This window comes from Kribbella sp. NPDC051718, assembly GCF_040681515.1.
Taxonomy (GTDB): Bacteria; Actinomycetota; Actinomycetes; order Propionibacteriales; family Kribbellaceae; genus Kribbella.
Window position 1 is genome coordinate 294,195 of sequence record NZ_JBFAYZ010000001.1, and the last position, 13,573, is coordinate 307,767.

Here is a 13,573-nt window from a genome sequence, read left to right on the forward strand (position 1 = left end):
TTGCGCTGCTAACGTTCCGCCCATGCAAGGCGGCAGCAGTGGGGGGCAGCGCAGTCAGCGCGTCACGATCAGCGACCTCGCGCGCCGGCTCGACATCTCCAAGGCGTCGGTCTCGTACGCGCTGAACGGCCGCTCCGGCGTCAGCGAGGAGACCCGGCAACGCGTACTCAGTCTCGCCGCCGAACTCGGCTTCCACCCGAACTCCGCCGCCGTCGCGCTGTCCGCGAGCCGCACCAGGACGATCGGCATCGTGATCGCCCGCGACCCGGCGCTGATCTCGACCGAAGCGTTCTACATGCGCACCCTGGTCGGCATCGAGCAGTACCTGAACGAGGTCGACTCCTCGCTCCTGCTCCGGCTGACCGGCGAGCAGGGCCAGGACCTCGACGTACTCCGCCGCTGGAGCCGACAGGGCCGCGTCGACGGGTTCATCCTGTTCGACGAGCACGACGACGACCCCCGGATCCCGCTGCTCAAGGAGCTCGGCGTCCCCTGCGTCGTGGTCAGTTCCAACGCGCCCGACGACGGCGTCGGCCGGCTGATCAGCTCGCCGGAGCAGACCGTGCGACTCCTGGTCGACCACCTCGAAGAGCTCGGCCACCAGAACATCGCGCATGTCAGCGGCCCGTTCACGTTCGTCCACGAGCAGCTGCGAGTGAAGCTGCTGAAGGAGCACGCCGAGGCACGCGGCATCCGGGTCACCCACCTCGAAGGCAGCTACCAGTACGCCGACGGCGCCGCGCTGACCCGCAAGCTGCTGAGGAGCAAGAACCGCCCGACCGCGCTCATCCTGGGCAACGACCTGATGGCGGTCGCCGCTCTCCGGGTCGCCGTCGAGCTCGGTACCGCCGTACCGGACGAGCTCTCGATCATCGCCTGGGACGACTCGCCGCTGTGCGAGCTCGCACTCCCGGGCATCACCGCCGTGGACCAGCAGACGATGGAGCGCGGCCGGATGGCGGCCGATCTGCTGTTCCGGATCGCGGCCGGCGAGTCTGGGCTGCATTGGGAGACCCCTTCTGGGGTACTACGCGTGCGGGACTCGACGGCGCCAGCCTGAAAAGTCACGGTGGAGTAACGAAACCGGGTCAACTGAACCGGTTAGGGTTCCGCTACTTAACCGGTTAGGCCACTATGGCCGCACCAGCCTCCGCTCTCCTGCCGGAGGCTCGACGGGACGAGGGAGTCCGACGTGAGACTGCGTTCGTTTGTAGCCGCAGCAGCGGTGACCGCCCTGGGGATCAGCCTGGCCGCCTGCGGTGGCAGCGACTCGGGCAGCTCCGATGGCGGTAGTGGTGGAGACCAGACGCTGACCTACTGGGCCAGCAACCAGGGCACCAGCCTGGACAACGACAAAGAGGTGCTGACGCCGGTCCTGCAGAAGTTCACCGCGGACACCGGCATCAAGGTCAACCTCGAGGTGATCGGCTGGAACGACCTGCAGACCCGGATCCAGACGGCGACCACCTCCGGCCAGGGCCCCGACGTGCTCAACATCGGCAACACCTGGGCCGCGTCCCTGCAGGCGACCGGCGCGTTCCTGCCGTTCGACAACGACGCGATGACCGCGATCGGGGGCAAGGACAAGTTCGTGCCGACGGCTCTGGCGACCGGCGGCAAGGAAGGCGAGGACCCGACCTCGGTCCCGCTCTACGGGCTGGCCTACGGCCTGTACTACAACAAGGCGATGTTCGCGGCGGCCGGTCTGCAGCCGCCGAAGACCTGGGAAGAGATGGTCTCGGCCGCGCAGAAGCTGACCGACCCGGCGAAGAAGACCTGGGGGATGGCGCTGGCGGCCGGCAGCTACACCGAGAACGTGCACTTCGCCTTCATCAACGGTGCCCAGAACGGCGCCGACTGGTTCGACAAGGACGGCAAGCCGACCTTCACCAGTGACGGCAACGTGCAGGGCGTACTGCGGTACCTCGACCTGATGCAGAAGGACAAGGTCGCCAACCCGTCGAACGCGCAGTACGACAACGGCACCAAGTCGGTGAACGACTTCGCCACCAAGAAGGTGGCGATGGTGATCAACCAGAACAACGCCGACTCCTCGATCGTCGCCAACGGGATGAAGGCCGGCGAGTACGGCGTCGTGCCGTTCCCCGCGCCGGCCGGCTCGCCGAACCAGACCGCCAGCCACGTGGCCGGGATCAACCTGTCGATCTTCAAGAACACCAAGCACAAGGACGCGGCGCTGAAGTTCGTCAAGTACATGACGGACGCGACCACCCAGACGACGCTGGGCAAGCCGTTCTCCTCGCTGCCGGTGCTCAAGGACGCCAAGCCGGTCTTCACCACCGACGTGGCCGAGGCGGCGACCTTCCAGGACGTCTACAACACCAAGTCCAAGCCGCTGCCGCTGGTACCGGCCGAGGACCAGTTCGAGAGCACCGTCGGTAAGGCGATGAACGGCCTGTTCGCCAAGATCGCCACCGGCGGCACGGTCAGCGCGGACGACGTGAAGGCAGTGCTGCAGACGGCCCAGGACCAAGTGGCGGCCGGCAGCTGATGGCTGTCGTCACCGAGCAGACAGCCCCCGCTTCGCCGGCTACCAAGCCGGCGAAGCGGGGGCTCGACCGCCGGCCGGGGCTGAGCCGGAAACTCCCCTACCTGCTGCTCGCTCCGGCGGTACTGCTGGAGCTGCTGATCCACATCATCCCGATGCTGGTCGGCATCTGGATGAGCTTCGTGAAGCTGACCAAGTTCTTCATCTCGAACTGGTCGGCGGCGCCGTGGGCCGGCTTCAACAACTACCGGGTGGCCGTCGACTTCCACAACGCGGTCGGCGAAGGCCTGCTGAAGTCCTTCGGCGTCACGGTCGCGTTCTCGCTGATCACGCTGGTCATCTCGTGGATTCTCGGGATGGCGGCGGCGGTCGCCCTGCAACCACCGTTCAAGGGGCGCAGCGCAGTACGGACGTTGTTCCTGGTGCCGTACGCGCTGCCCGCGTACGCCGGGATCCTGACCTGGAACTTCATGCTCCAGCGCGACACCGGCGCGGTGAACCACGTGCTGGTCGACAACCTCGGCCTCACCTCGGACCGGCCGTTCTGGCTGATCGGTGGCAACGCGCTCGTCTCGCTGATCACCGTCGCGGTCTGGAAGCTGTGGCCGTTCGCCTTCCTCACCTTGATGGCCGGGCTGCAGAGCATCCCGCGCGATGTCTACGAGGCGGCCGCGGTCGACGGCGCAGGCTCCATCCGGCAGTGGCGCAACATCACGCTGCCCGCCTTGCGGCCGGTCAACCTGGTGCTCGTACTGGTGCTGTTCCTGTGGACGTTCAGCGACTTCAACACCCCTTACGTGCTGTTCGGCAACGCGCAGCCGCCCGCGGGTGACCTGATCACCTTCCACATCTACAACGCGTCGTTCCTGACCTGGAACTTCGGCTCCGGGGCGGCGATGTCCGTGCTGCTGCTGATCTTCTTGATGATCGTCACCGGCGCCTATCTGCTCGTCACCGGCCGGAGGTCTCGTCGTGCGTGACACCAAGGGATTCAAGGCTTATCGCGCGGTCGTGCTGATCGTGCTGGGGCTGTTCGTGCTGGTCCCGCTCTACGTGATGGTGACCTCGTCGCTGAAACCGCTGAGCGACGTCCAGGGCGCCTTCACCTGGTGGCCGTCGCAGATCACCCTCGACCCGTTCGTGGACATGTGGAAGACGGTGCCGCTGGCCCGGTACTTCGTGAACAGCACGATCGTCTCGGTGGCGGCCACGGTCTGCTCGGTCGCGATCGCGATCCTGGCCGCGTTCGCGGTCTCCCGGTTCCGGTTCCGCGGCCGCAGCGTCTTCACCACCACGGTGCTGTCGACGCAGATGTTCCCCGGCGTGCTGTTCCTGCTGCCGTTGTTCCTGATCTTCGTCAACATCAACAACTCGGTCGGGGTGCAGCTGGTCGGCACCCGGCTGGGCCTGATCATCACGTACCTGACGTTCAGCCTGCCGTTCTCGATCTGGATGCTCGCCGGGTACTTCGACAGCATCCCCCGCGAACTCGACGAGGCGGCACTGGTCGACGGCTGCGGTCCGATGGGCGCGCTGGCTCGCGTCGTACTGCCGGCCGCCCGGCCGGGCGTCATCGCGGTGGCGATCTACTCGTTCATGACCGCGTGGGGTGAGGTGCTCTTCGCCTCGGTGATGACCACCGAGTCCAACCGCACATTGTCGGTCGGACTACGGCAGTACTCGACCCAAACCAACATCTACTGGAACCAGATCATGGCCGCCGCCCTGGTGGTCAGCATCCCGGTAGTGATCGGCTTCCTGCTAGCCCAACGCCACTTCGTCGCCGGAGTGACCGCTGGAGCCGTGAAGTAGGTCAGTAGGCCGACGGGCCGTAGATGTCGACTGATGTGGAGTAGCTGGAGGCGCTTCGGCCGTTCTTGCGGACGGTGAAGCCGTGGACGCCTTGGCAGGAGATCCGGAACCCACCTGCCTTGGCGTCCCGCACCGCGGCGGGACCGGTCGCCGGGTGCCCGGTGTTCTTCGCGGCGAAGACGATGATCTGCTGCCGGACGGCCGGATCGGCGATGAACATCGGCAGTACGCCGGGCAGCCCGGCCTGCAGTCTGGCGAACGCGTCGCTCGGGCCACGCGCGTAGTCGCCCTTGCCGGTGGCCCGACCGGTCACGTCGATGTTGCTGATCTGGTTCTTCAGCTTGTAGTCGGTCTCGATGTGCAGCTCCAGCAGGCCTTTCGCGCACTCCGTCCCGAGGATCCGGTCGACCTTGCAGACGAAGCCCTTGCTCTTCACGAGCTTGACGAAACCGCTGTAGGTGATGCCGGGGAAACAGCCGTTGCATGCCGCAGGCTTGGTGGTCGGCCGGCTCGGCTGCGGGCTGGTGGGCGGGCTGCTGCCGGCTGTCGGGCGGCTGGCGGATGGCTTGGCCACCTCGCCTATGCTGCCGTCCCCAGCACCGCATCCCGCCGCGGCCAGGGCGACGCCCAGGCAGAACACCAACGCGAAGTTCTTCACGGCCGAACCCTAGATCCGCACCGGTCCGGCGGCGAGACAGTTAGATGCTGGTCTAATTGAACAGCTTCTCGCCCCAGAAGGAGCCGGGGGTGACTCCGGGTGGGCAGGCGAAGATGCCGGAGCCGACGTGGCGGATGTACTCGTTCATCGCGTCGGATCGGGACAGCTGCTGTTGGATCGGGATGAACTGTTTGCGGGGGTCGCGCTGGTATGCGAGGAAGAACAGCCCCGCGTCGAGCCGGCCGAGGCCGTCTGAGCCGTCGACGAAGTTGTAGCCGCGTCGGAGCAGTTCGGCGCCCTTGTTGAACTGGGGGTGCGCGAGCCGGACATGCGAGTCCTTGGCCAGCTTCGGCGTACCGTCAGACGTCTTGGCGTTGAAATCGATCTGGTCGAACTCGTCCGCCTTGCCCAGCGGAGCGCCGGTGCCCTTGCCGCGGCCGATGATCTGCTCCTGCTCGACGAGCGACGTCCGGTCCCAGATCTCGATCGTCATCCGGATCCGCCGCGACACCAGGTACGAGCCGCCGACCATCCAGTCCGGGCCGTCCTCGGGCTGGACCCACAGTTGCTGCTCGAGCTTGTCAGTGTCTTCCAGCTTCAGGTTGTTCGTACCGTCCTTGAAGCCGAACAGGTTGCGCGGGGTCGTCTGCGCCCTCGACGTGGACGACGTCCGCCCGAACCCGAGCTGCGAGTAACGCACGACCGTCGTACCGAAGCCGATCCTGGCCAGGTTGCGGATCGCGTGCACCGCGACCTGCGGGTCGTCCGAACAAGCCTGTACTGCGATGTCGCCGCCGCTACGGTTGGGATCCAGGTTGTCCCCGATGAAATGGGGCAGGTCCACCAAGGCGGCCGGACGCTTGTCCTTCAGGCCGAAGCGGTTGAAGAAGCTCGGGCCGAACCCGATCGTCAACGTGAGCCGGGCCGGCGGCAGGCCGACCGCCTCGCCGGTGTCCTCGGGCGGAGCCTCGCCCGGACCGTTCACCGCGCCGTACTGGCCGATGTCACGCCCGGCCGTCATCAGCGCGGCGGCCGCAGTCCACTCCTTGAGCAAGGAGATGACGGCGTCGCGCTTGTCGGTCGTCACGTCGAAGGTGGCGAAGTGCAGCCGGTCCTGCGCGGGCGTGACGATCCCGGCCTGGTGAGCCCCGTGGAACTCGACCGGACCTGAGTTGTCAGCGGCCTGCGACTCTTCGGTCGTCAGGGCCGAGTGTGCGGCGTACCCGGCGACGCCGGTGGCGACGGCCGCTCCGGCCGCGCCCAGCAGGCCGCGACGGGAGATTCCCTGGCGCTGGGTCATCACTTCTTCGCAATCACGCCGGCGACCTTGCTGACCGGTTCGGCCAGCGCGTCCACCACCGCGCCGAGTTCCTTCTTCTCGGCCTCGGTCGCGGTGTAGGGCTTGAAGCCGTCGCCGACGCGGTACTTGTCCAGCGCGGCGAAGACTGCCTTGAAGTTCGTGTCCAGCGTGGTGACCAGGGCGGGGTCGCGCTGTTGCAGCGCCGGGCGCAGGGCCTGTATCGCGGCCTGCGAGCCCTCCACGTTGGCCTGGAAGTCCCACAGGTCGGTGTGCGAGTAACGGTCTTCCTCACCGGTGACCTTGCCGGTGGCGACCTCGTCGAGCAGCTCCTTGGCGCCGTTGGCCAGCTGCAGCGGGTTGAGCTTCACGACCTTGGCCTTGGCCACCACGGTCTTCACGTCGACCAGCAGCTGGTCGGCGTACTTCGCCATACCCGCGGTGGTGTTCTTCTCCCACAGGGCCTGCTCGATCCGGTGGTACCCGGTCCACTCGGTGCCCGGCTCGACGTCGTTGACGCGGGCGTCGATCTTCGGGTCCAGGTCGCCGAACGAGTCCGCGACCGGCTCGATCCGCTCCCAGTAGGTGCGCGACACCGGGAACAGCTCCTTGGCCTTGGCGACGTCGCCGGCCTTGACCGCGGTGACGAACTCGGTGGTCTTCTGCTCCAGCGCGATCGCCTGCGAGTTCACGTAGCGCTGGTAGCTGTCGGCGGCCTGCTTGAGCGCGGTGTCCTCGTTCACCTGCGCCGCGGCGTCACCGGTGACGGTGAGGTCGCCACGGATGCCGTCGCCGACCATGCCCGGCTTGCAGACCGCCTGGTACTTGCCGGTCGGCAGCTCGACGATCAGTTCCCGCTTGAGGCCGGGGCCGATGTTCTCGACCTCACCCATGACGCGGTCGCCCTCGGCGTACACGTAGAACTCGGTGACCTTGCTGCCGCCGTTGGAGACCGAGAAGGTGCTGGTCCCGGACTTCACGTCGGTACGGCTCAGGCCGCACTCCGTGTCGGTCGCCTTGACGGCGACCGGGCCGGTTCCGTCGTCGGCACCGGCGGCGGGCTTGTCGTCCGCGCAACCGGTCAGGCCGGCCAGCAGCAGTGCTGCGCCGATGGCGGCGGCCCGGCGGGTGGTGATCATGAGTTCTCCTGGGCAGTTCGGACGGGCACCGCGGGCGACGGCGTCGACTTGATCGGGCGGAAGTACAGGAACAGCACTGGTACGAGGTAGACCAGCCAGGCGGTCGCCTCGAGCACGGTCGGGGCCGGGCTGAAGTTGAAGATCCCCTTGAGCAGCACGCCGTACCAGCTGTCCGGCGGGATCACGTGCGAGATGTCGAAGGCGACGTTCTGCAGGCCGGGCAGGATGTTCGCCTCCTGCAGATCGTGGAAGCCGTAGGCGAAGATGCCGGCCGCGACCAGGACCAGCAGCGCCCCGGTCCACTTGAAGAAGACGGCCAGGTTGATCTTCACCGCGCCGCGGTAGATCGCGAAGCCGAGCCCGACCGCGGTGATCAGCCCGAGCAGTACGCCGGTGAGCGGCGCGGCCGTCGTCGCGTTCGCGGCCGAGGCGTAGACGATGAAGGCCGTCTCGATGCTCTCCCGGAAGACCGCGAGGAAGGCGAGCAGGACGACGGCGCCGGAGCCGAGCTCCAGCGCCTCCCCCATCCGCTCGCGCAACTCCCGGGCGATGCTGCGGGAGGCCTTGCGCATCCAGAAGATCATCCAGGTGACGAAGCCGACCGCGACGATCGACATCACCCCGCCGATCGTCTCCTGGGCGGTGAACGACTTGGCGGTCAGCGCGGTGACGAACTGCAGCAGACCCCAGCCGACGGCCGCGACGGCGAGCGCCGCGACCACTCCGGCCCAGACCAGTTTGAGTTTGTCCCGCTGTCCGGCCTTGACCAGGAAGGTGGCGAGAATGCTGACCACCAACGAGGCTTCGAGACCTTCACGAAGGCCGATCAGATAGTTGGCGAGCATGGCGGGAACTCCAGATATTAGGTACGGCTAACCTTCCGAAGGTTAGCCTAAGAACTCCCATTCGCCCACTGTGTCGTACGCCGCACCATGGCTCGGGCCCTCCCCTAGACGCGATGAGACCAACTCGATACTCTCCGCGGTCCAGGACGGCCCCTCGTAGGTGTCGAAGACCCGCACCCAGCGGACCACGCCCATCGGTTGTTTCAAACGCGCGAGCGTGAGGTGCGGGGTGAACTTGCGCCCGTCCACGGTCACGCCGGCCTTGTTCGCCGCTGACCTCGTCGTCATCGCCAGATGCGGCAGGGCTGCGGACTCGTCCTGGACGCCGGTGAACAGCACCCGCGCGTCCGCCACGCTCGGGAACGCTCCCGATCCCCTGAGCCGGAGATCGAACGGCTTCTGCCGGTTGGCCACCCGCTCGAGCCCTTCGGCCAGATCTTCGGTCTTGTACTCCGGTACGTCCCCCAGGAACGCGAGCGTGATGTGCCAGTTCTCGTCCGACGCCCAGCGGATGTCCTCGTCCGGATGATCTCTTCGGGGGCCGACGAACTCGGCCAGATGCTCGACAACCTCCACCGGCGGGATGACCGCCACAAACAGTCGCATCCCCCGACCTTAGAGGTCAGCAGTCCATCGCCGCGAAGGCATATCCCTGCGCCTTGAGCGTCCCCAGCGCCTCGTCGAGCGCCGCGACGGACTGGCTGCGGTTGCCGCCGGCGTCGTGCATGAGAATGACGCTGCCGTCGTGGGCGCCCTTGAGGATGCTGTTCACGATCGCCTGCTTGCCCGGCCGTTGCCAGTCGAGGGTGTCGACGTCCCACAGCACCGGGGTCATACCGGCTGCCTTGATGTCGGCTTTGACCTTGGCGTTCTCCGCGCCGTACGGGGGCCGGAAACACTTCGACTGCGGTCCGTCGAAGATCTCGTGGTGCCGCTTGGCCGCCGACACCTTGGTCAGCTGGGCGTGCGAGATCGAGTGACTGCCGATCGAGTTGCCTGCGGCAAGTACTTGCTCCTTGAGACCTGGGTGCTCGGCCTGCATGCTGCCCAGCTCGAAGAAGGTGGCGTGCGCGTCGTACTTCGCCAGCACCTCGAGAATCTGCGGCGTCCAGACCGGATCCGGCCCGTCGTCGAAGGTGAAGAACAACACCTTCTTGCCCCCGGCAACGGCCTTCGGGTTCCCGGCCGGCTCAACCGGAGCAGTCGAACTCGGCACAACGGCCGGCGGCTTCGCCGGCGTCGTGGTCGAGACCTTCGTCGGGGAGACCGTCTTGACCGGCGCGCTCGCCGCCGCCTGGTTCGCCTGTCCCAGCCCGAAAGCAACCGCCCCGACGATCACGAAGACCGCCGACACCCCGATGCCGAAGTTGATGAAGGCACCGAGCTTGCGGGACATGACGACTCCTCGTTGATCAAGCGGCCCCCTTCCGGGGCCTTGCACAAGATGAGACGCCGAAAGTCCCGATTCAGTTCGCGCGTTCCCGATTCGCGGGGTGAGACTGGGGTATGGAGATCGAGGGGCGGAATCTGCCGGCGCCTTGTGTGGTGGTGTTGGTGGGGCCGGGGGCGGCGGGGAAGTCGACTTGGGCTGCGGAGACGTTTGCGGCTGATTTGGTGGTGTCGAGCGATCGGTTGCGGGCGCTGGTGGGGGCGGGGGAAGACGACCTGGCGGCGAGTGCGGATGCGTTCGCGTTGCTGGAGGACGTGGTTCGGCAGCGGATCGGGCGGCGGTTGACGACGGTGATCGACACGCTCGGGCTGGATCGGGAGCGGCGGCTGAACTGGCTGGCGATGGCTCGGGCGGCCGGGATTGCTTGTGTGGCGGTTGGGTTCGATACGCCGGCGGAGGAGTGCCGTCGGCGAAATCGGGAACGGGCCAAGCGGATTCCGGCGGAGGTGCTGACCGGCCAGCTCAAGACTTGGGCGGCGGTCAAGAAGGAGTTGCCGGGCGAAGGGTATGACGAAGTGCTCGCGCCTACGGCGGTACGCGTCGTACCGGAGGCGTTTGTGGGTGCTGGGGAAGCGGCGCAGCGGCAGCGAGAGGCGCCGGCGCAGCTGCGGTTCGGGTTGCAGTTGAGCAGCTATACGCACAAGGCGGGGCGGAAGACGACGGGTCAGTGGATCAAGGAGGTCGGCGCCGCGGCGGAAGCGGCTGGGTTCGATGCGATCTACGTGATGGATCACTTCCGGCAGATTCCGCAGGTCGGGCGGGCGTGGGAGGACTTCCTGGAGAGTTGGACGACGCTCGCTTATCTCGCCGCCAGTACGGAGCGGGTGCAGCTCGGCACGCTGGTCAGCGGGATCACTTATCGCAACGTCGCGCACCTCGGGAAGATCGTCGCGACGCTCGATGTGCTGAGTGGTGGGCGCGCGGTGTGCGGGCTGGGGCTGGCGTGGTTCGAGGCCGAGCACAAGGCGTACGGGTGGGAGTTTCCGTCGGTTGGTGATCGGTATGCCTTGCTGGAGGACGCGTTGCAGCTGCTCCCCGTGTTGTGGGGACCAGGCAACAAACCCTGGCGCGGCAAGGTTCTCGACGTACCGGAGACTGCTTGCTATCCGCGTCCACTGCAGGACCCGCTACCGATCCTGGTCGGTGGCAGCGGCAACCGCACACTGCGCCTGGCGGCCCGGTACGCCGATGCCGTCAACGTCTTCGGCAACGCGGGCAAGGTCAAGGAGAAAGCCGCCTACCTGAAGGCAAACACCCCACCTGGCAAGGAACCACCACGCCTCACCCAACTCTCGACCACCCTCATCGGCCGGAATCCCCAGCACCTCACCGCACTGATCGACCGCCTCCGACCCCGCAACCAGGACCCGGCCAAGTACGCCGCCTCGGTCAACGCAGCCACCATCCCCGACCAGATCGGCCGCTTCCGCGAACTGTCCGAGGCCGGCGCCACCGAGGTGATGTTCAGCTTGCCCGACCTGGACGACGCCCTCTCCCCACTAGCAACCGCGGCCGAGGTGATCGCCGCCTTCCGCTGACTGCCACTGGGTCCTGCGAGGATGTACCCATGGACCAGAAGCTGAGCCGGACGGAAGCCTCAGAAGCGGTCAGTGATGCGGGGTGGCGTTTCCTCCTCGGCACACTGCGAACGACCGTACCGATCGGATCCCTGACCGAGGGAGCCCAGATCGTGTCCCGCGCGGTAGAGGCCTGTGGCGACGACGCCGACCAGCACCTTCAAATCGACCTCCGCCCCACCCGCGTGATCCTCACCCTCCAGTCACTGACCCACGCCGCCGTAACCACCCGCGACACCGACCTGGCCCACCGAATCTCCGCCGCCGTCCACCAGACCGACCCTGACATCACCGCGGAAGCCCCACGATCCGTCCAACTAGTCGAACTCGGCATCGACGCCCTGGACATCGCCGCAATCCGCCCCTTCTGGAAGGCAATCCTCGGCTACACCGCCGAAGCAGGCGCCGACGCCCCCGAAGCGCCCCTAGTCGATCCCCTATCCCAAGGCCCAGCAATCTGGTTCCAGCAAATGGACCACCCCCGCCCCCAACGCAACCGCATCCACCTGGACATCTGCGTCCCCCACGACGAGGCCCCCCACCGCCTCAAGGCCGCCCTCTCCGCCGGCGGCACCCTCCTCTCCGCCCACCGAGCCCCAGCCTTCTGGGTCCTCTCCGACCCCGAAGGCAACGAAGCCTGCATAACCACCTGGCAAGGCCGAGACAATCAGCCCACGCCTTGAACACGCTGGCCTCGCTGTCCCGCTCGACAGGAGGTAGTCGCCGACTTGCACTCTGTCCACGCTCAGCCAGCTACCCGCGCGCGCCCCACCGTCGACCACCTCCTGTCGAGCGGGACCACACCAGCTCTCGCCCTGCCAGCCCGGCACCGCGTAGACCAACAGCAGCAGCCGGGACCATCCGCTGCTCTTGTTCTTAGTTCTTGAGTTTGATGTTGAGGAGGGCGTTTTCGATTAGTTCGGGCATGGCGGGGTGGATCCAGTACTGGCCTCGGGCCATGGTGTGGGCGTCCAGGCCGAAGGACATTGCCTGGATGATGGGCTGGATGACTGTGGAGGCTTGGGGGCCGATGATGTGGGCGCCCAGGAGGAGGCCGGTGTCGGGGTCGGCGAGGAGTTTGGCGAAGCCGGTGGTGTCTTCCATGGCCCAGCCGTAGGCGATGTCGGCGTAGGCCTCGCGGCCGACGGCATAGGAGATACCCTGGTCGATCGCCTCTTCCTCGGTGAGGCCGACCGAAGCGACCTGGGGTGAGCCGAAGACGGCGTGTGGGACGTAGCGGTGGTCTGACTTGATGCGGTCGTCGGGGTGCAGGAGGTTGTGCTGGACGACTCGTGCCTCGTGGTTGGCGACGTGCTTGAGTTGGTACGGCGAACAGACGTCGCCGAGCGCATAGATCCCCTCGACCGCCGTCTGCTGGAACTCGTCGACCACCACCCGGCCGTCCTTCTCCACCTCGACCCCGGTGACGCCGACGTCGAGCAGGTCGGAGTTCGGCGTACGGCCGACCGCGACCAGCACCTCGTCGACCGCGATCTCGTCGGCACCGGCCGGGCTGAGGGTCTTCAGGATGATCGCGTCGTTGCGCCGCCAGACGTGGACCGTCTCGTGCAGCAGCTTCACCGTGTACTTCTCCGCAGCCAGCTCCGTGTACCGCTTCGCGATCTCGCTGTCCTCATGCCGCAGCATCCGGTCGGAACGCGCGATCAGCGTCACCTCGACCCCAAGCGACGAGAACACATGCGCGAACTCCGCGGCGACAAAGCCACTCCCGATGATCCCCAACCGCCGCGGCAGCTCCGGCAGCCGCATGATTGTGTCGGAGGTGTGGAACCCCGTCTCCTCCAGCCCCGGGATGAACGGCACGATCGGCCGGCTCCCCGCGGCGAGGACGAACTGGTCAGCGGTCAGTACCTCCGTGGAACCGCCGTGGTTCGCCGTCACGGTCAGCTCGCGCTCAGCGGTGAACCGTCCGGTGCCGTGGTACAGCGTGACGTTGACGTTGTTCGGGTGGTGCTCCCGGTACTCCGCTCCGCCCGCGGAGATCGGGTCGATCCGCCCGAAGATCCGGTCCCGGATGTCCGGCCAGCGAACCCCCACCAGCTGCTCGTCCACGCCGAGCCGCGAGCTGTGCGACGGTACCGCCGCCAGGTCCGCCGTGTGGACGAACATCTTGGTCGGGATGCAGCCGACGTTGAGGCAGGTCCCGCCGAAGATCCCGCGCTCGACGATCGCCACCTTCCGGTCCGCGAACTGCTTGGTCACGATCGTGTTCCCGGAGCCGGTCCCGACAACCACCAAGTCGTAATGAGTCACACCCCATTGTGC

The 13,573-nt window shown here is 66.9% G+C and carries 13 protein-coding genes; 6 read left to right on the forward strand and 7 right to left on the reverse strand.

Annotated features, from left to right (window positions below; all coding sequences use genetic code 11):
- Window positions 1–22 precede the first annotated feature (22 nt).
- The 4 genes from AB0M15_RS01400 (at window position 23) to AB0M15_RS01415 (ending at window position 4,321) form a co-directional block, all read left to right on the forward strand.
- Window positions 23–1,060: a LacI family DNA-binding transcriptional regulator gene (locus tag AB0M15_RS01400; RefSeq protein ID WP_363812757.1), complete on the forward strand. Its 1,038-nt coding sequence runs from the start codon at window positions 23–25 to the stop codon at window positions 1,058–1,060.
- A 132-nt stretch (window positions 1,061–1,192) separates the two neighbouring features.
- Window positions 1,193–2,512, forward strand: coding sequence for a sugar ABC transporter substrate-binding protein (locus AB0M15_RS01405; RefSeq protein WP_363812759.1), 1,320 nt, complete (start codon window positions 1,193–1,195; stop codon window positions 2,510–2,512).
- Window positions 2,512–3,489 carry a sugar ABC transporter permease gene (locus AB0M15_RS01410; RefSeq protein WP_363812761.1) on the forward strand — a complete coding sequence of 326 codons (978 nt, stop codon included), beginning with the start codon at window positions 2,512–2,514 and terminating at the stop codon, window positions 3,487–3,489. Before AB0M15_RS01405 ends, AB0M15_RS01410 begins: the two co-directional genes overlap by 1 nt.
- Window positions 3,482–4,321, forward strand: coding sequence for a carbohydrate ABC transporter permease (locus AB0M15_RS01415; RefSeq protein ID WP_363812763.1), 840 nt, complete (start codon window positions 3,482–3,484; stop codon window positions 4,319–4,321). Before AB0M15_RS01410 ends, AB0M15_RS01415 begins: the two co-directional genes overlap by 8 nt.
- Before the next feature lies 1 nt (window position 4,322).
- On the opposite strand, the gene AB0M15_RS01420 is transcribed toward AB0M15_RS01415, so the two are convergent.
- Genes AB0M15_RS01420 through AB0M15_RS01445 form a run of 6 tightly spaced genes read right to left on the reverse strand, consistent with a single transcriptional unit; the run spans window position 4,323 to window position 9,656 of the window.
- Complete coding sequence (locus AB0M15_RS01420; protein WP_363812765.1) at window positions 4,323–4,979, reverse strand: hypothetical protein; 657 nt, start codon at window positions 4,977–4,979, stop codon at window positions 4,323–4,325.
- 52 nt (window positions 4,980–5,031) lie between these two features.
- Window positions 5,032–6,279 carry an iron uptake transporter deferrochelatase/peroxidase subunit gene (gene efeB, locus AB0M15_RS01425; RefSeq protein WP_363812767.1) on the reverse strand — a complete coding sequence of 416 codons (1,248 nt, stop codon included), beginning with the start codon at window positions 6,277–6,279 and terminating at the stop codon, window positions 5,032–5,034.
- The gene (gene efeO, locus AB0M15_RS01430) at window positions 6,279–7,415 is read right to left on the reverse strand and encodes an iron uptake system protein EfeO (protein ID WP_363812769.1); all 1,137 of its coding nucleotides are present in this window, start codon (window positions 7,413–7,415) and stop codon (window positions 6,279–6,281) included. The genes efeB and efeO overlap by 1 nt, the downstream gene beginning before the upstream one ends.
- Window positions 7,412–8,260, reverse strand: coding sequence for an iron uptake transporter permease EfeU (efeU, locus tag AB0M15_RS01435; RefSeq protein WP_363812771.1), 849 nt, complete (start codon window positions 8,258–8,260; stop codon window positions 7,412–7,414). Before efeU ends, efeO begins: the two co-directional genes overlap by 4 nt.
- 42 nt (window positions 8,261–8,302) lie before the next feature.
- A complete protein-coding gene (gene thpR / locus AB0M15_RS01440; RefSeq protein ID WP_363812773.1) occupies window positions 8,303–8,866 on the reverse strand; it encodes an RNA 2',3'-cyclic phosphodiesterase in 564 nt (187 codons plus the stop codon).
- A 16-nt stretch (window positions 8,867–8,882) separates the two neighbouring features.
- Complete coding sequence (locus AB0M15_RS01445; RefSeq protein WP_363812775.1) at window positions 8,883–9,656, reverse strand: polysaccharide deacetylase family protein; 774 nt, start codon at window positions 9,654–9,656, stop codon at window positions 8,883–8,885.
- 110 nt (window positions 9,657–9,766) lie between these two features.
- Between AB0M15_RS01445 and AB0M15_RS01450 the strand changes: the two genes are divergently transcribed.
- Together AB0M15_RS01450 and AB0M15_RS01455 are read left to right on the forward strand one after the other, a co-directional pair.
- Window positions 9,767–11,248 carry an LLM class flavin-dependent oxidoreductase gene (locus tag AB0M15_RS01450; RefSeq protein ID WP_363812777.1) on the forward strand — a complete coding sequence of 494 codons (1,482 nt, stop codon included), beginning with the start codon at window positions 9,767–9,769 and terminating at the stop codon, window positions 11,246–11,248.
- A 29-nt stretch (window positions 11,249–11,277) separates the two neighbouring features.
- A complete protein-coding gene (locus tag AB0M15_RS01455; RefSeq protein WP_363812779.1) occupies window positions 11,278–11,970 on the forward strand; it encodes a VOC family protein in 693 nt (230 codons plus the stop codon).
- Between the two features lie 193 nt (window positions 11,971–12,163).
- Here the strand turns inward: AB0M15_RS01455 and AB0M15_RS01460 are convergent, their stop codons facing one another.
- A complete protein-coding gene (locus AB0M15_RS01460) occupies window positions 12,164–13,561 on the reverse strand; it encodes a mycothione reductase (protein ID WP_363812781.1) in 1,398 nt (465 codons plus the stop codon).
- Window positions 13,562–13,573 lie beyond the last annotated feature (12 nt).

Coding starts and splice junctions, on each gene's coding strand:
- AB0M15_RS01400 (WP_363812757.1), top strand. CDS start 23: ATGCAAGGCGGCAGCAGTGGGGGGCAGCGCAGTCAGCGCGTCACGATC.
- AB0M15_RS01410 (WP_363812761.1), top strand. CDS start 2,512: ATGGCTGTCGTCACCGAGCAGACAGCCCCCGCTTCGCCGGCTACCAAG.
- efeB (WP_363812767.1), bottom strand. CDS start 6,279: ATGACCCAGCGCCAGGGAATCTCCCGTCGCGGCCTGCTGGGCGCGGCC.
- efeO (WP_363812769.1), bottom strand. CDS start 7,415: ATGATCACCACCCGCCGGGCCGCCGCCATCGGCGCAGCACTGCTGCTG.
- efeU (WP_363812771.1), bottom strand. CDS start 8,260: ATGCTCGCCAACTATCTGATCGGCCTTCGTGAAGGTCTCGAAGCCTCG.
- thpR (WP_363812773.1), bottom strand. CDS start 8,866: ATGCGACTGTTTGTGGCGGTCATCCCGCCGGTGGAGGTTGTCGAGCAT.
- AB0M15_RS01445 (WP_363812775.1), bottom strand. CDS start 9,656: ATGTCCCGCAAGCTCGGTGCCTTCATCAACTTCGGCATCGGGGTGTCG.
- AB0M15_RS01450 (WP_363812777.1), top strand. CDS start 9,767: ATGGAGATCGAGGGGCGGAATCTGCCGGCGCCTTGTGTGGTGGTGTTG.
- AB0M15_RS01455 (WP_363812779.1), top strand. CDS start 11,278: ATGGACCAGAAGCTGAGCCGGACGGAAGCCTCAGAAGCGGTCAGTGAT.